The sequence below is a fragment of the Halobacillus faecis genome (genome assembly GCF_007991335.1).
In the GTDB taxonomy this organism is placed as follows: Bacteria; Bacillota; Bacilli; order Bacillales; family Halobacillaceae; genus Halobacillus; species Halobacillus faecis.
Window position 1 is genome coordinate 69,399 of sequence record NZ_BJYD01000029.1, and the last position, 15,928, is coordinate 85,326.

A 15,928-nucleotide genomic window follows, 5' to 3' on the forward strand; every position below is an offset into this window, starting at 1 on the left:
CTAGTTAGGATTTTTCTGAAATTTTTTCGGGATGAGAAAAATGCCTCCTTTTGAATGAGTAGGCTTAGATGTGTGGGTTTTGTACTCCAGCTTCGATGTAGGAGCGGACGAGCTGCCATTCTCCGTCAACTTTTTCGAACGTATCAAAAAAGAGGTTGGACGTCCCCAGCAGTTCTCCGTTTAATCGAATGGAGACCCAGAAGGCGGCAAGGTGTGTGTTTTCATTAAGTTGGGTCTCGGTATGGTTGGTGTAGATCCAGGACATATCTTGATCCTGGAAATGGTTGAAAGCTTGACGCCATCCTTCAATCGACTCTTCATAAGAATAATCCACCAGCTCCCCATGGCGGATTTCTCTTGCTTCGAGGTTTCGTGATGTCACTTTTTTTAAGTAATCCAAATCATGTTGGCTGGCTCGTCGTTTGTACTCTTCATAAAAGGTTTGAAAATCCAAATCTATTCCTCCTCTATGAAGAGTGGTTCGACAGTGAAGGTGGGATTCCTGTCATTTAATGACAAATTCCTAGGTTGTAGAGAACTGTTTTGACTTGTAGAGCAAGCGTCCCGATCCAGAGCAGGTGAGCGACGGCATTCATCCCATACCAGGTCGTTTTTTTCTTCATTTGTCCGCGTTTCTTATATAGAAAGGCCATCAAGGAAATGGTCAGGACAGTAAAAATAGCCGTCAAACCGAGAAGTCCTTTGTAGTCGCGAATCCAGATGAAATCATTAAAAAGGGGGATGATGATCGTAGGAGTATAAATGACAGATAGGAAGTAAACCCCAATGGACCAGGAGATGATCATGAACAGCAGGTTAATCAGAAGTGGGTAGGTTTTCACGGGTACACCCCTCGTTTCATTAATCCGATTTGTTTAGTAGGGTTAATGACATCCTACGTCCATGGCGCAGAATTGTCAACGTTTTATCCGTATTCTTTTTGATGGGCTTTCTTCTTCTTTAAATAATCTTCATCTTCTCTGGCCAGAATCCATTTTTCTTCGAAAATCTTTGCGGATTCTGCTTTCTCATCGTCGATGTGCCGTTCATTCAATTCCCCGTTTTTATCATACTTTTTCCCTCCTTTATAGTTGGCGTATCTCCGCGAGCGGGTATAGCCCATCTGCAGGAATTTCCGAGCCATATCCATACCGACGAAGTCATCCGCTTCTTTATAATCGAGGAACATCTGGTAGATTTTGTCCGATGACTCCTTGGCGATCTCAGGTGTCTTGAAGCGCCAGTGGGCAAGAATTTCACTTTTATAGGGTTCGACGAGTAAGACGCCTTGTTCTCCTCGTCCGACCCGGTATTTTTCAGGGTTTTTGCGAAAGTCGATGTTATCAAAATCGAGATCATAATCAAATGCCATCCTCATTCTTCCTTTCTGTATTCTCGATACCGAACATATTGAGTTCAAGGTCTTGAGAGAGTTTTTTTATCAAGGCTCCTCCAGCTGTACTGTTTCCTTTTTTATCAATAGCTGGTCCTACGACACCGATGCCCATTCTGCCGGGAGATGAACCGATGATGCTTCCAGATACCCCGCTTTTACAAGGGAAGCCGGCTTCTACTGCATAATGGCCAGAGGAATTATACATCCCTGAGGTCATCATGATTGCTTTTACTGTGCGTAAGTGGTGGGAGGGGATGAGCTTTTCACCTGTTTCAAGGTCCAGCCCTCCTTTGGCTAAAAACAGACCGACACGGGCGAAATCGTGGCAGCACATCATAACTGAATTCATCCGAAAATAAAGGTCGAGTGCCTCTTCCACGTCTGTTACCAACGTCCCTGTACTCTGCATGAAGTAGGCGAGGGAGCGGTTGCGTGCACCGTTCGCCTTTTCGGCTTCGTACACTTCCTCACTCATTTCAAGTTGTTCATTATTCGTCACCTTACGCAGGAAATCCATATAGCGGTTGAAGCGTTTATCAACGGTTTGTCCTTTGATCAGAGCAGAAACAGCGATGGCTCCAGCATTGATCATTGGGTTGAAAGGTTTACTCGTATCGTAAGACTCCAATTGGCTGATGGAGTTGAAAAAATCACCCATGGGTTCCATGCCTACCGTTTGGAAAACACGCTCTTTTCCAAAATCCTGTAGAGCGAGCATAAGGCCGATGATTTTTGAGGTACTCTGCATCGGGATAAACTTGTCATTATCACCGGCTGCAAAGCATTCTCCGTCTGTTGTGATGATGGTTACGCCAAGGTAGTCTCTAATGGTTTCATCGTATTCGGGTATGATCATGTTGACATTTCCGGATGAAGCGAACGGGCGGCTGTCTTCAATGGCTTCCACGAGGTAATCGTTCGTCAATTCCTGCATATCTTTGCTCCTTTTCTATAAGAAGTTCTATGAAATCAATGAAATATGGTAGTTATGTACCTTTTTTAAAAAGGGGATAAACAAAAAACGGCACCCCATGAGGAGAGTGCCGTCATCTGTTATTCCTGTTTCAAGTAGCGGCGGTCTTTGAGGAAGAGACGCCAGAAAAGGTAAAAGGCTGGAATGAGAATGCCGAATCCGACCGCGTAGACGATCAGCATCTGATAGAACGTATCAGGGTTTGTAAACCCGTCTTCGATGGTGATATCCGGATAGATCAAGTAAGGCAGGTGGGCGGCCCCGTAAGCATAAATAGCGATGGCATACTGAAGTCCGACCATAATGACGGCAGCCCTTGCCAGACCGCGGCGACCGTCTTTTTTCTTTATAAAGAGAAAAGCGTATCCAATGATAAAACACAGCAGGGATAATCCGAACGCCACCCAGTGTTCCTGGATGTTATCGACTATCCATGAAGCCTCTTCAGGGAATGTGCCGATCGTCAGCATGGCAATGGCGATACTGATAGGTCCAAGCCACAGGGAATGCTTACGGAATGTATCATACGCGTTCCAATCCTCCGCTTCCTTGGCGTAGTCCATCAGGAAAATGGCCGAGATGAACAGCTCGGTCGATAATCCGAATAAGATGTGCATGTACAAGGTCGGATGGGTAAGCAGTTCTCCGTATTGCAGGCGGGGATAGCCACTTTCAAAGCTGACGAAACCTCCCAAGGTAATCGGTAGAATACTGACAAGAAGTGCCGGTATGATCAACCCTGTAAAGCCGGAAGTCAGCCGGAGCAAGTCTTTGTACCGATCAGCGTGATGCTGGAAAACCATAAACGTTGTTCGGATCGTCAACAGCAGAACTCCAAGTCCAACAGGGACGAGCAATACATTACTGAGCAGAGTCGTTGCGAACGGGAAAAAGGTGACGACAGATACGACGAAAATGACGAGAAAGACGTTGGTCACTTCCCATGTGGGAGAAAGAAAACGGTTGGCGATTTGGGAGGCACTTTTCTCTTCATTCTTTCCGTAGATCATCCCCCAGAAACCAGCACCGAAGTCGAGAGACCCTAGGATGGAGTAGACGAAAAGCAAGCTCCACAAAATCGTAATCGCTAATGTTGATGCTTCCATAGGTTGTACGTCCTTTCTGGGATGATGTTTTCTTACGCTTCCCGGGCATCCAAATCTTTACGGACCGGATTCCGCTTGAAGTAGTAACGCATGACAAAACCGGTGACAAAGAGCAGTGTGATGTAAAGAGTCATAAACAGGTAGAAGAGGAAACCAACACTGTTGGATTTGGTCGCCGCTTCATCTGTACGCAGTACTTCATTGATGGTCCACGGTTGGCGACCGATACAGCTGAAGCACCAGCCCGCTTCAATGGCAAGCATTGCGAGCGGTCCACTGACAACGAGCAGAGCCAAGATCCAGCTTGGAAACTCTTTTTTCAGGACGTGCTTCCAGAACAAAGCTATGAACGCAACGAGGATGAGGACCGTACCAATCCCGACCATGACATTGAAGAGGATGTGGACATAAAGCGGCGGCCACAATTCTTCGGGCCATTCATTGAGTCCCATCACTTCTGTATCCAAACGGTCACCTGCAAGAAAGCTGAGTGCGTAAGGGATTTCGACCGCGTATTTCACTCGTTGATCTTCCAGAGAAGTATAACCACCGACGGATAACGGAGCGTAGCGTTGAGTTTCGAAAAGTCCCTCCGCAGCTGCCAATTTACGTGGATTGTATTCATGAAGCATCTGTGCTGTTTCATGCCCGTTGACTGCCGTTGCAAGAGACATGAGCGCGCCGAAGTAAAGAGCGATGGTCAGTGCTTTTTTATGGTAGGCACGCTCAGCTTTTGTGATTTTCTTTCTCATGAGCCTAAGAGCGGCAATCGATGCGACGAGAAAGGCAACCGTCATGTAAGCAGACAAAGTCACGTGAATGGCGGTGACTCCGAAACTTGGATTGAAAAAGGCTGCCCACGTATTTACATCTGTGATCTCACCGTCTGGGGTAATGTTAAAACCTGCCGGCGTGTTCATCCATGCGTGAACATCAGTAATTAAGATTGCCGAGGCTGTCGCTCCAAGCGCGACAGAAATGATGCTCACAAGTCTCAATGTTGGCGGCAGACGGTCTGCCGCGTACAAATAAATCGACATGAATACCGCTTCGATAAGAAAAGCGAAAATCTCCATTTGGAACGGGAGTGCGATGACTTGTCCGACGATCTCCATAAAGTCAGGAAACAAGAGGGAGATCATGACACCGACAATGGTTCCTGAAGCAATCGATACGGCGAGTAGTATAGCGAAACCTTTCGTCCATCGTTTCGCCATCAGTGCATAATCCGGATCTTTCTTTATGAAGTGAAGGACTTCCGCGATGATGATCATGACCGGAAGTCCAACACCGATCGTTGCATAAATAATATGAAACCCAAGCGACGTTCCGAACAAGGCCCGGGCCATTACGACGATATCCATTGATCTCCACCTCACATTGAATTCAATACCTCGCTTATTTTTCCAATGTGATGGTGGATTATTCGTTAGGAGGAATGTTTTTCTACGACTACCATATACTCATCGATGGTGAATGATTGAACACGGCTGTTTTCTTCTTGAATGCAAAAGTGGCTCTTTGCTCCAGTGGGCGCTTGTTTGAAAAGTTCTTCAACGGCTTTTTGGTCTGCTTCGTCTTCTAATGTACGACATACCCAGTCTGAAAAAGGCATGGCCTTCTTCCGAGTGAGATGCTTTTTTACGCTCAACTGGTGGGTGCGGAAAAGTTTTTCCCATTCACTGACTTTAAGGGCGCGGACGTGGCTGTAATCTCGCATTTTTTCAAAATGATTATAAAACTCATCCAATTCATCATCTTCAGGTGCCACGTTATCAATCATGAGAAATCTGCCCTGGTCTTTTAAGACACGAGCCACTTCTTCTATAAAATCGTGCGGAGAAGGAAAGTGGTGGGGAGCGATACGGCAGGTAACGAGATCGAAACTTTCATCAAGAAAAGGTAGTTGTTCGGCATCTGCGACGACGTATTCAATATTTTGTTGAGAATTCAAGTGACGGGCGGTGTTTTGCAGCATGTCTTTCGTAAGATCTGTGGCGAAAACCGTTCCGCAATGGCTGCTCAACGCTTTTGCGACATGGCCTCCTCCGGTAGCGATATCCAATGCTTTGTGGGATGGACCAGGTTTCAGCCACTCGATCATTCCATCAAGGTCGGATTGCTTTTTATGTGTCGTACTGTCGACATACGCCTGCTTGTTCTTCGAAAATACTTCCTTAACGTGACGCTTCACTTCATCTGACATTTGAAATCCCTTCTTTCCTAATATTCCGCTTCTTTTAAATGCAGATTTGTGCTTGCAGTTATTAAAGAATAGGGCTTATGTTCAACATTTAATAGGACTTATTTTTATTGTAAGCAAAACATGTGATTTGCGATAATATAGAATTTTTATAGAAAGCGATAAGATAAAGTGAATACGTATAAGGTCCTGAAAAATGGGCGAGGATGAGGGTAAGAAAGCTTTGACATACAAAAGATTACATTGTAGGATATGGAGAAGATACGTATAGTTTCGTTGACGAGAAGAGTAGGTTTTTATTCCGGTCTCAAGAGAGTCGCTGGTAGGTGGGAAGCGATGGCGGGTAATAGCTGAAGATCATCTCTGAGAAGTTCTGCTGAAATGATACAGAGTAAGTGGGACCGGTGGGCGGCCGTTATCCGTTATGTGAACCGAGAGCCGTGCATGTGATGCGCGGAATATGGGTGGTACCGCGGAATCAAATCCGTCCCTGTTGTTACAGCAGGGGCGGATTTTTATTTTGTTCCTGCCGTCATTGGAAGTTTTTAATCATTTTTCTATACAAAAAATCAAAGGGTAAGAGGTGGAAGAAATGCGCAGTGTCAATACGAAAGAAGCGGCTTTAGACCGCGAAAATCGTGTCAAAGATTACTGGAATAAAGAGAATGTCTTCCGTCGCTCTATGAACGAGCGCGAAGGTGCAGAAACATTTGTTTTTTATGAAGGACCGCCAACAGCCAACGGCCTTCCTCACGCTGGTCACGTCCTTGGCCGCGTCATCAAGGACTTTGTCGGACGTTACAAAACGATGCAGGGTTATCAAGTGCTACGTAAAGGCGGCTGGGATACCCATGGTCTGCCGGTAGAGCTTGAAGTCGAGAAGCAGCTCGGCATCTCCGGAAAGCAGCAGATCGAAGAGTACGGAGTAGAGAAGTTCATCGAGAAATGTAAAGAAAGTGTCTTCAACTATGAAAAAGAATGGCGCGAATTTACGGAATCGATCGGCTACTGGTTGGATATGGATGATCCGTATGTCACTCTTCAGGATCGTTATATCGAAAGTGTCTGGTATATCCTGAGTGACCTTCACAAGCGTAACCTGCTTTCTAAAGGCCACCGTGTTACACCATACTGCCCGAGCTGTCAGACGACGCTAAGCTCTCACGAAGTGGCGCAGGGATATGAAGATGTCAAAGACCTTTCCGCAACGGCGAAGTTCAAAGTGAAAGGTTCTGAAAATGAATTTTTCCTTGGCTGGACGACAACGCCTTGGACGTTGCCTGCCAACGTCACGCTCGCTGTTCACCCGGATCTTGATTATATCAAGGCGAAGAAAGATGGCGAAGTGTACATCGTTGCTGAAGCTCTTGCTGAGAAGAACCTTGGGGAAGAGTACGAAGTTGTTTCCAAGCATAAAGGGAGCGAATTCAAAGATGTCGGATATCAACCACCATTCCCGTTCGTGAAGCCTGAACGTGGTCACTTCGTAGTCGAAGCAGACTTCGTTAACGCCGAAAGCGGTACAGGTGTCGTCCACATCGCACCAGCTTATGGTGAGGATGACTACAATTTGGTGAAGGAAAACAACTTGTCCTTCTTCAATGTTGTTGATGGTCAAGGCCGTTACACAGAGGATATCCCTCCATTTGAAGGTCGATTCGTCAAAGATTGTGACGTAGATATCGTGAAGTACCTTGCGAATGAAGGACTTCTTTTCCATAAAGAAAAATACGAGCACAGCTACCCACATTGCTGGCGTTGTGATTCGCCATTGCTTTACTACGCAATCGAGAGCTGGTTCATTAAGACGACCGAACTGAAAGATCAGTTCATCAAGAACAACCAGGAAGTGACTTGGCACCCGAACCACATTAAAGATGGCCGTTTTGGTAATTTCCTTGAAAACATGGTGGACTGGAACATCGGTCGTAACCGCTTCTGGGGAACACCACTTCCAATCTGGATGTGTGATTCTTGTGATCATCAGTACGCACCACACAGTAAGGCGGATCTTCAAGAAAAAGCGATTGGCGATATTGGTGATGTCGAACTTCACAAGCCATACGTTGACCGCGTACAGGTAACGTGTGAAAAATGTAATGGCACGATGAACCGTGTACCAGAAGTGATCGATGTATGGTTCGACTCTGGTTCTATGCCGTTCGCCCAGCAGCACTACCCGTTTGAAAACAAAGATCAGTTCCAGAAGCAGTTCCCAGCAGACGTTATCTGTGAAGGAATCGACCAGACGCGTGGATGGTTCTACAGCTTGCTAGCTGTCTCCACATTGTTCACGGGTAAAGCACCATATAAGCGTGTCCTTTCCACAGGTCACATCCTTGATGAAGAAGGACGCAAAATGTCCAAGAGTAAAGGAAATGCTTTGAACCCGACCGATCTTGTAACAAAATTCGGTGCTGACGCATTCCGTTGGGCTCTACTTGCTGACAGTGCACCATGGAACAACAAGCGTTTCTCCGAACGTGTTGTCATCGAAGCGAAATCTAAAGTGATCGACACGTTAGTGAACACGCACGGTTTCTACACGTTGTATGCGAATATCGATGATTACACGTTCGATAAGAATGAAGAAGGCGAAAAGACATTGCTTGACCGCTGGGTGCTTTCCCGCTTGAACAGTGTGACAGGAGTCGTAGAAGAAGCCTTGAACGACTACGACTTCACGAAAGCTGCGAAAGCTCTTGAGAAGTATGTCGATGAAGTGAGTAACTGGTACATCCGCCGTTCTCGTGACCGTTTCTGGGAAGAAGGCATGACAGAGTCTAAGAAAGCCGCTTACCACACGCTTCACGAAGTGTTGGCACAGCTTAGTCAGCTGATGGCTCCGTACACGCCGTTCCTTGCTGATGACATCTATCAAAACCTGACGGGTGAAAGTGTGCACTTGGCGCACTTCCCGAAAGTGGACGATACAGTCGTAAATACACAGCTTGAAAAAGATATGGATGCGGTTCTTCAAGTGGTTGAGCTTGCTCGTGGTGTCCGTAATACGGAATCCATCAAGACGAAGCAGCCGCTATCTGAGCTTGTCGTCATTCCGGTCAACCAGGATCAAGGAAAAGCGCTCGAAGAGTACAGCAACATCATCCGTGATGAGATCAACGTTAAGGAAGTTGTCGTGAAGCAATCTTCTGATGATCTTGTCCGTTATGAAGTGAAGCTGAACTTCCGTGCGGCAGGACCTGTTCTAGGGAAAAACGTCGGGCTTGTGAAAGGGTATCTTGAAAAACTTTCAGACGAAGAAGCAGCGAAGATCGTCCAGGACGAAAAAGTCGTTGTACCAACAGGGGATGGAGAAGTCGAAGTAACGATGGATCTGTTGAACGTAGAACGCGTCGCGGATGCTGGCCTTTCTATGGGATCAAACCAGGACTTCCACGTTGTGCTTGATACGAACATCACAGAAGAGCTGCGTCTTGAAGGCCTCGCGCGTGAAGTGATTCGTGTGATTCAGGATGAACGTAAACAGCAGGATCTTCCAATCGATCTTCGTGTCGACATCGCCCTTGATGGGGACGCAGACGTGAAAGAAGCAATCCAACAAAATGAACAGCTGATCCGTGAAAATGTTCTCGTGAATGATTTGACGGTCGGTGAAAAAGAAGCGATGAAAGAGTACACAGTCGGTGACCACCAGCTGAAACTAGCGCTTCAAAAATAAAAGAAAAGGAAAGCTGGGGCATCTTAGGCTCCAGCTTTTCTATTTTCAGTGAGAGGATTTGTGTCTGAGATATCGAAGTAAACAACGAAAACGATTATTCAGGAGGTAGATCCATGTTCAAGAAAATGGCGAGTGATGCATTAGGATTAAGTGACATTGGAAAGATCATCAGAAAAGAAGATTTTGATAAGACGCAGTCTGATGATTTTGTCCTGACAGAGGACGGGGAAAAGATACATTTTCTAATTAAATCCAAAAGTGATGAGTACTGCTTTACCAATCGCGCGCTCATTCACCTGGATGGCGACAAAGCGACAAGTAGTAAACGCAACATCTACCGCTATGACTATTATCAGCACCTCATTCGAAATGTCTCGGTAGAAACGGCAGGGACGATTGATTTGGATTTAGAGATCAAGTTTTACATCGGCGATCAGTATATGAGCATTGATATCGCCAAGGATGAAGGAGAAGCGATTGCTGACTTATATAAATCCCTTGTATCTATTTCTCAAATCCAGGAGGAAAATCAGCGGCAGGCGGCTTTTGCCAAAGACAGCATCGGCATGGCGCAGGACCTTATTCATGACAACCGGTTCCATGAAAATGATATATCGAAAGGATTTAGTGAAGCGGCTTCCTTTGCGTATGAGTGGTTTACACAAAAGTACAAAGATAATACCCGCAAAGACTTTGCTGATGTGTTTGAGAAGTATATTCAAAATTAAAGAAAACCCGGATCGTGTTTAATCGCATGGTCCGGGTTTTCTTTAATTCAAAGCTTCTCTGAATGCTTTTTCGGTCCCTACAAAGCTTAGAAGAGTGGAGAGATCCTTCCCTTCCTCTGATTGACAGTTGCTCACATACACCATTGGTCCGCGGCGAGTCACGTATTCACAATCGAATGAGCCGGCAGGAGACGACGGATACGCACCATAATTGTTAACGAAACGGATGGACTCTCCATCGTAGGAAAAGGAGATTTGATAATGGGAACCATCAGGATTGAAGATGGAGACGTCAATTTCGTCTTCTCTTCCTTGCTCTACGTTGTTAATAAAAGCGGCCATTTTTTTAATGTTTTCAACTTCCAATGCCCCGTTTTTTATTTGATCAAATTGGTCGGATTGATGTTCAACAATCACATGTCCATCTTTTTCCGCATCTTCAACCGTGTAGGGTTCTTCTATTTCACCTTCAGAACAAGCGACTATAAAGATCAGGCATGCTACCCACAATAACTTCTTCATATAATCCTCCTACTACGTCATTGGTATTCCTTATATTTCCATTATTGCGCAAGAAGCGAAGGATGTACACACCTAAAAGAAAAGCCGCCTCAGTAGTGAGTGCGGCTTCTGACCTATTCTTGTTCTTTCAATTCGTATAATGGAACCTTTTGAACGATATTCGGCTGATCTGTCGGGTGAATGCGCGCCATTTCATTACGTTCAATAACCTCTTCGATGTAAATTTCACGGTCTTCGTGCATGACCGGAATCATGTCTTCAGATTTGAAGATTTCTTTTGCGCGTTCTTTGTTCATCTCAACAACCCCTCCTTTTAAACGTAATATTCTCAAGAATGGGCTGTGGTATTCTCCTTAAAATAACGTTAAGTCACTTTCCACGTGCGTTAGGGCACTTTGAACCCGAGTTAAGTCACTTTCGAAAAAAGCTAGGGCGCTTTCACTCCCTGTTAAGTCACTTTCCACGTGCGTTAGGGAACTTTCATCACTCGTTCACGCCCGGACCAACATCCGATCCAATGCTTTTCGCGCGTCCGAAGCTACAGATGACTCGACTCGTATCAAGTTCTGTGGTTGACCTTCCGCTATCGATTCAAGTGACCAGGCCAGATGGGGAAGGTCGATCCGGTTCATCGTTAGACAAGGACACATCCTCGGGTTCAAGGAAATGATGTGCTGCTCTGGGTGTTCCTGGATGATGCGCTTGACGAGGTTCATTTCCGTACCGATGGCCCATTCGCTTCCAGGTGGAGCGTTTTCGATCGCCTGAATGATGGCGTTCGTTGATCCTGAGAGATCGGAAAGTTCCACGACTTCACGACTGCATTCAGGGTGGACAATAATTTTCATGTTTGGGTGGTCCGCACGAACTTGTTCAACATTGGCGACCCTGAAATTCTCATGAACAGAGCAGTGTCCTTTCCAGAGAATCACTTTGACGGCTTCCAAAGGCCCGTCATATAACAATTCTTCTACAATCGGATCCCAAACAGCCATCTGATCGAGCGGGATGCCGAGGTCATACGCTGTATTTCTTCCTAAATGCTGATCGGGAAGAAAAAGAATCCGTTCTTTCTGGGAAAACGCCCACTTTAACATATCTGCTGCATTTGAAGAAGTGACAGTGGCTCCGCCATGCTTTCCTACGAAAGCCTTGATGGCTGCCGTTGAATTCACATAGGTCAGTGGCAGGATGGTATCATCAAAAAGTTCCATGAGACGACCCCAGGATTTCTCCGTCTGTTGGATATTCGCCATATCTGCCATCGAACAACCTGCGCGCATATCGGGAAGGTAGACGTGCTGGTCCTCCCGCGTCAAGATGTCTGCTGTCTCTGCCATGAAATGAACGCCGCAAAAAACGATAGCCTCCGCTTCATGTTGGGATGCGGAAAGTTGAGCAAGTTTTAAAGAATCTCCGCGAGCATCGGCAAATTGGATGACTTCATCTTTTTGGTAATGGTGACCAGGTAAGAAAAGTTTCTCTCCCATTTCTCTCTTTACTTGGAGAACTCTCTGTTCGAGTTCATTCGCTTCCATCGTCTTATACCGATCAGGCAGTGTATTCTGTTCAATCGTTTCAAAAAGGTTCATCGTACTTCCTCCTTTGTTGTGGCTACACGGGCGCTAATATCAAGGGCTTTTGCTGAATGGGTCAATAATCCGAGGGAGATATAGTCAATCTCAAGACCGCGGTAATCAGGTAGGGTTTCGAGCGTGATTCCTCCAGAGGCCTCTGTCGTGATCGAAGAAGGCACCAGTGTGGCGAGGTGCTTGATTTCATCGGGGGTCCGGTTATCGAACATGATAATGTCAGCACCCGCTTCTACAGCCTCGACAACCTGGCTCTCCGTTTCTGTTTCCACTTCAATTTTGACGGTATGACCGACAGCCGCTTTCGCTCGAGTGATCGCTTCTCGTACCGAACCAAAAAACGAAATGTGATTATCTTTCAGCATAACGGCATCATAAAGACCGAAGCGGTGGTTGTAACCTCCGCCAGTCCGCACGGCATACTTTTCAAAAGAGCGCAATCCAGGGGTGGTTTTACGAGTGTCACAGATCCTGATGTTTTCATCATTTAAGGCTTCAATGGCTTTCTTCGTCATCGTAGCGATCCCGCTCATCCGTTGAATGAGGTTGAGGGTGACGCGTTCTCCTTTTAAAAGCTCTCGAACAGGGCCATCAATGGTGGCAATCGTGTCTCCTGCATGCATCCATTCTCCATCATGGATATAGTGTTTGACGGTAATGGAAGGGTCCAGCAGCTGATAGCCATCAGTAATGATTTCAGCACCGCAAAAAATGCCTTCTGCTTTAGATGTAAAGGTCAGTCTTCCATGGTGATCTTTCGGAAATAACAAGTCTGTGCTGTAATCTTGCTCCCCAATATCTTCCGTGAAAAAGGCTTCTAACTGTTTTTTACGTCTCCATGGATTCATGGACTTCCCTCATTTCTAATGTTTTTTGTCTAATGATTTGTTTGTTCTGCCATTCCAACTGTTCTTCAGGAAAATCGCTGCGATAATGACCACCGCGGCTTTCTTCACGCTCGAGGGCTGATTGAGTGATCAGCCAGCATGTTTGCAGCATGAACATTCTCGTCATTTGCTCGTATGTGAGCATACTTAAGTCATACTCTTTCCATTCAGACGGTTGGACGAACGATTCCAACCACTGCAGATGACGGACCAATTCTCGCCCCTCCCTCACAATGCCGACGTTTTCCATCATGCGTTCCTGGATTTCGGTTTTAGAAGGAAGAGGAAAAAGACAGGGCTTCCTTTTCTCGTTTGTTTCTTTTGGTTGTAAAAAAGGCTCTGTGCAGTCTTGAAGATGTTTGGCCAGCCTTTTTCCGTACACGAGTCCTTCGAGGAGGGAGTTGCTTGCCAGCCGATTGGCTCCGTGCACACCCGTACAAGCAACTTCTCCAATCGCATACAAGCCTTCAACCGTGGATTTCCCAACCATATCCGTCTTCACGCCACCCATGGAAAAATGACAGCCGGGGGCTACTGGGATTTGTCCTTTTCTTAAATCAACTCCATGCTGCAGGCATAGGTTTGTGATATGGGGAAACCTTTGTTCAAAATGGTTTACATCCCTTATATCCAAATAGACGTTTTCACCGTTTCTCCTTTTTTGATAAATCGTTTGAGAGACCACGTGCCTTGGTGCCAGATCTCTGAGAGGGTGGATGTTTTCCATGATTGGTGTTCCCATCTCATCAACAAGCACGGCTCCTTCACCGCGCACCGCTTCAGAGATCAGCCCCACCGGCTTATCTTGTATGTACAAAAGGGTGGGATGGAACTGAATAAATTCCATGTCTGTAAGTTCCGCTCCAGCCTGATACGCGAGGGCCATCCCATCACCTGTGACAGAAGAGGCATTGGATGTGGAGGTGTACAATTGTCCGCATCCTCCTGTCGCAAGAACAGTATGAGGGGCGTGGAATTCATAAACGCCAGAAGCATGTTTGCTTTTCACTCCGAAACAGCGGCCATCATCATTTGTTAACAAATCAAATACATAATGGTTTTCAAGAATCTGGACATTTGGGGGAAGGGATCGCATCAAGTAATCCATAAGAACTTTTCCCGTTTGATCACCACCCCCGTGGATGATGCGGTTTTGTGTATGGGCGCCTTCTTTTCCGAGAGCAAGGGTGCCGTTTTCTTCATAATCAAAGCCGCAACCTTCCATTTCGAGCTCTCTAATGATTTGAGGAGCTTCCTTTGTCATCATAAGCGTAGCTTGATGGTTGTTCATCGAACGACCCGCGATGACTGAATCGATGAAGTGATAAAAAGGGTGATCCCTGTCGCCGATAGCTGCAGCAATTCCTCCTTGAGCTAAACGGGAATTTCCATGGCCGATCGATGACTTTGTGAGAAGAATCACATTTTTGTCCGTAGCGGTTTGCCGGGCGAGTTGTAAGGCGGCTACGCCACTACCGATGATGATGATATCTGTGTTACGAACCATGAATTTAACCCCCGTAAATATACATGTGTATTTACACTTATATTTACACTTATATTTACACACTGTTAAACTATTGACAAGAGATTTGGATCAAAAAGGGGAGAAGAATGTGGAAGGATATTTTGATTATGCGGCTACATGCCCGGTGGATGAGGATGCGCTCGGGGCATACAACCATGCAGCTCGTCACTATTTTGCAAATACGAAAAGTTTACACGATCCCGGAACAAAAGCTCATGCTTTGTTAGAACAATGCCGGAATACAATGGCAGGGCTACTGGGAATTGGTCAGGAAGGGGTTTACTTTACAAGCGGAGGTACGGAAAGTAATGAACTTGCCATCGATGCTCTATTGAAAGCAGGGAAAGGGAAGCATATCATTACGACAGATGTTGAGCATTCTTCTGTGCGGAATCTCATTTATAAATACGAGGAAGAAGGTTATAAGGTAACAAGGGTGCCTCTGAATGAAGTGGGAATCGTCAATGTGGAAGATGTTGAAAAAGCGATCCAAGAGGATACTGTCCTCTTGGCGGTTCAGCACGTGAATTCTGATATTGGATCGGTGCACCCGATTCGCCAACTGTCTGATGTTTGCCGCTCGTATGGCATACTTATTCACAGTGATTGTGTTCAGTCCTTTGGAAAAGTGTCGATGGAGGAAGTGGCTCCTTATGTCGATAGTCTCTCGGTGAGTGCACACAAACTCTACGGACCTAAAGGAGTAGGAGCGGTTTATATTCGGCCGTCACTTTCGTTTACTCCGAAAACTCCAGGAGGCACGCATGAAGGGGGAGTCAGAGCAGGGACGGTCAACACACCAGGCATTGCGGGGTTTACGGTCGCGGCTGAAAAAATGGTGAAAGAAAGACATAGGATCGAGTCGAAGATTACGGAACTGAAAGAGGCGTTTCTTAGAGCAGGAGAGTGGAAGATCGTCGGAAACACATCGGATCATTCTGTACCGATCATCGGTCTGCTTCTACCGGAAATGGAAGGGCAGTGGGCCATGCTAGAAGGAAATCGGCGCGGGTTTCATTTTTCCACGGGGAGTGCCTGTAGCGCCGGCAGCCACGAACCTCCGGGTACATTGCTCGCAATGGGTTATGGTGCTGAAGAAGCCAAGTCTTTTATTCGTGTTTCTTTTAGTCACCATCAAACAGAAGAACAAGTGGAGAAACTGGCCCTGTTTTTAAATGGAATTCGTAAGCCAACAGTGGCTCGGTAACTGTATGTCAGGACCTTCATTTGCACATGCCAGCGAACTGTTGAATAGAGGTGCGAGGTATGAAGGTTTTCCTTCTGAATCATAGTTTGTCCTTTTCGCTCATA

At 46.1% G+C, this 15,928-nt stretch carries 15 protein-coding genes and 1 other annotated feature; of the genes, 3 read left to right on the forward strand and 12 right to left on the reverse strand.

Annotation, left to right across the window (positions count from 1 at the left end):
* Positions 1-64 precede the first annotated feature (64 nt).
* From HFA01_RS16130 to HFA01_RS16160, 7 genes are all read right to left on the reverse strand, one after another.
* Entirely contained in the window at positions 65-454 is a 390-nt protein-coding gene (locus HFA01_RS16130) for a hypothetical protein (RefSeq protein ID WP_146818180.1), read from the reverse strand.
* A 55-nt stretch (positions 455-509) separates the two neighbouring features.
* The gene (locus tag HFA01_RS16135; protein WP_146818182.1) at positions 510-842 is read right to left on the reverse strand and encodes a hypothetical protein; all 333 of its coding nucleotides are present in this window, start codon (positions 840-842) and stop codon (positions 510-512) included.
* Between the two features lie 83 nt (positions 843-925).
* Complete coding sequence (locus HFA01_RS16140; RefSeq protein WP_146818184.1) at positions 926-1,372, reverse strand: DUF4385 domain-containing protein; 447 nt, start codon at positions 1,370-1,372, stop codon at positions 926-928.
* Positions 1,362-2,330: a glutaminase A gene (glsA, locus tag HFA01_RS16145; protein WP_146818186.1), complete on the reverse strand. Its 969-nt coding sequence runs from the start codon at positions 2,328-2,330 to the stop codon at positions 1,362-1,364. Before glsA ends, HFA01_RS16140 begins: the two co-directional genes overlap by 11 nt.
* 119 nt (positions 2,331-2,449) lie before the next feature.
* On the reverse strand, positions 2,450-3,475 hold the full coding sequence (locus HFA01_RS16150) for a cytochrome d ubiquinol oxidase subunit II (protein ID WP_146818188.1): 1,026 nt from the start codon (positions 3,473-3,475) through the stop codon (positions 2,450-2,452).
* Between the two features lie 32 nt (positions 3,476-3,507).
* A complete protein-coding gene (locus HFA01_RS16155; RefSeq protein WP_146818190.1) occupies positions 3,508-4,839 on the reverse strand; it encodes a cytochrome ubiquinol oxidase subunit I in 1,332 nt (443 codons plus the stop codon).
* A gap of 65 nt (positions 4,840-4,904) precedes the next feature.
* Complete coding sequence (locus HFA01_RS16160; protein ID WP_146818192.1) at positions 4,905-5,681, reverse strand: class I SAM-dependent methyltransferase; 777 nt, start codon at positions 5,679-5,681, stop codon at positions 4,905-4,907.
* Between the two features lie 264 nt (positions 5,682-5,945).
* Positions 5,946-6,173 (forward strand) — a binding site (T-box leader).
* 97 nt (positions 6,174-6,270) lie between these two features.
* Here HFA01_RS16160 and ileS point away from each other — a divergent pair.
* Together ileS and HFA01_RS16170 are read left to right on the forward strand one after the other, a co-directional pair.
* Positions 6,271-9,360, forward strand: a complete 3,090-nt coding sequence (gene ileS / locus HFA01_RS16165; RefSeq protein WP_146818194.1) for an isoleucine--tRNA ligase — start codon at positions 6,271-6,273, stop codon at positions 9,358-9,360.
* A gap of 113 nt (positions 9,361-9,473) precedes the next feature.
* Positions 9,474-10,088, forward strand: a complete 615-nt coding sequence (locus tag HFA01_RS16170) for a PH domain-containing protein (RefSeq protein WP_146818196.1) — start codon at positions 9,474-9,476, stop codon at positions 10,086-10,088.
* Positions 10,089-10,130: 42 nt separating this feature from the next.
* On the opposite strand, the gene HFA01_RS16175 is transcribed toward HFA01_RS16170, so the two are convergent.
* From HFA01_RS16175 to nadB, 5 genes are all read right to left on the reverse strand, one after another.
* Complete coding sequence (locus HFA01_RS16175) at positions 10,131-10,610, reverse strand: DUF4362 domain-containing protein (RefSeq protein WP_146818198.1); 480 nt, start codon at positions 10,608-10,610, stop codon at positions 10,131-10,133.
* Positions 10,611-10,723: 113 nt separating this feature from the next.
* A complete protein-coding gene (locus tag HFA01_RS16180) occupies positions 10,724-10,906 on the reverse strand; it encodes an H-type small acid-soluble spore protein (protein WP_115824538.1) in 183 nt (60 codons plus the stop codon).
* Positions 10,907-11,101: 195 nt separating this feature from the next.
* Positions 11,102-12,202 carry a quinolinate synthase NadA gene (nadA, locus tag HFA01_RS16185; RefSeq protein ID WP_146818200.1) on the reverse strand — a complete coding sequence of 367 codons (1,101 nt, stop codon included), beginning with the start codon at positions 12,200-12,202 and terminating at the stop codon, positions 11,102-11,104.
* Positions 12,199-13,050, reverse strand: coding sequence for a carboxylating nicotinate-nucleotide diphosphorylase (gene nadC, locus HFA01_RS16190; RefSeq protein ID WP_146818202.1), 852 nt, complete (start codon positions 13,048-13,050; stop codon positions 12,199-12,201). Before nadC ends, nadA begins: the two co-directional genes overlap by 4 nt.
* Positions 13,031-14,596: an L-aspartate oxidase gene (nadB, locus tag HFA01_RS16195; protein WP_146818204.1), complete on the reverse strand. Its 1,566-nt coding sequence runs from the start codon at positions 14,594-14,596 to the stop codon at positions 13,031-13,033. The genes nadC and nadB overlap by 20 nt, the downstream gene beginning before the upstream one ends.
* A 109-nt stretch (positions 14,597-14,705) precedes the next feature.
* On the opposite strand from nadB, the gene HFA01_RS16200 reads away from it, so the two are divergent.
* The gene (locus tag HFA01_RS16200) at positions 14,706-15,824 is read left to right on the forward strand and encodes an IscS subfamily cysteine desulfurase (RefSeq protein WP_146818206.1); all 1,119 of its coding nucleotides are present in this window, start codon (positions 14,706-14,708) and stop codon (positions 15,822-15,824) included.
* Positions 15,825-15,928 lie beyond the last annotated feature (104 nt).

What these genes read in the sequence shown, in the direction of transcription:
- HFA01_RS16160 (WP_146818192.1), bottom strand. Translation starts at nt 5,681, where the DNA reads ATGTCAGATGAAGTGAAGCGTCACGTTAAGGAAGTATTTTCGAAGAAC.
- ileS (WP_146818194.1), top strand. Translation starts at nt 6,271, where the DNA reads ATGCGCAGTGTCAATACGAAAGAAGCGGCTTTAGACCGCGAAAATCGT.
- glsA (WP_146818186.1), bottom strand. Translation starts at nt 2,330, where the DNA reads ATGCAGGAATTGACGAACGATTACCTCGTGGAAGCCATTGAAGACAGC.
- HFA01_RS16180 (WP_115824538.1), bottom strand. Translation starts at nt 10,906, where the DNA reads ATGAACAAAGAACGCGCAAAAGAAATCTTCAAATCTGAAGACATGATT.
- HFA01_RS16140 (WP_146818184.1), bottom strand. Translation starts at nt 1,372, where the DNA reads ATGGCATTTGATTATGATCTCGATTTTGATAACATCGACTTTCGCAAA.
- HFA01_RS16155 (WP_146818190.1), bottom strand. Translation starts at nt 4,839, where the DNA reads ATGGATATCGTCGTAATGGCCCGGGCCTTGTTCGGAACGTCGCTTGGG.
- HFA01_RS16150 (WP_146818188.1), bottom strand. Translation starts at nt 3,475, where the DNA reads ATGGAAGCATCAACATTAGCGATTACGATTTTGTGGAGCTTGCTTTTC.
- nadB (WP_146818204.1), bottom strand. Translation starts at nt 14,596, where the DNA reads ATGGTTCGTAACACAGATATCATCATCATCGGTAGTGGCGTAGCCGCC.
- HFA01_RS16175 (WP_146818198.1), bottom strand. Translation starts at nt 10,610, where the DNA reads ATGAAGAAGTTATTGTGGGTAGCATGCCTGATCTTTATAGTCGCTTGT.
- HFA01_RS16170 (WP_146818196.1), top strand. Translation starts at nt 9,474, where the DNA reads ATGTTCAAGAAAATGGCGAGTGATGCATTAGGATTAAGTGACATTGGA.
- nadA (WP_146818200.1), bottom strand. Translation starts at nt 12,202, where the DNA reads ATGAACCTTTTTGAAACGATTGAACAGAATACACTGCCTGATCGGTAT.
- nadC (WP_146818202.1), bottom strand. Translation starts at nt 13,050, where the DNA reads ATGAATCCATGGAGACGTAAAAAACAGTTAGAAGCCTTTTTCACGGAA.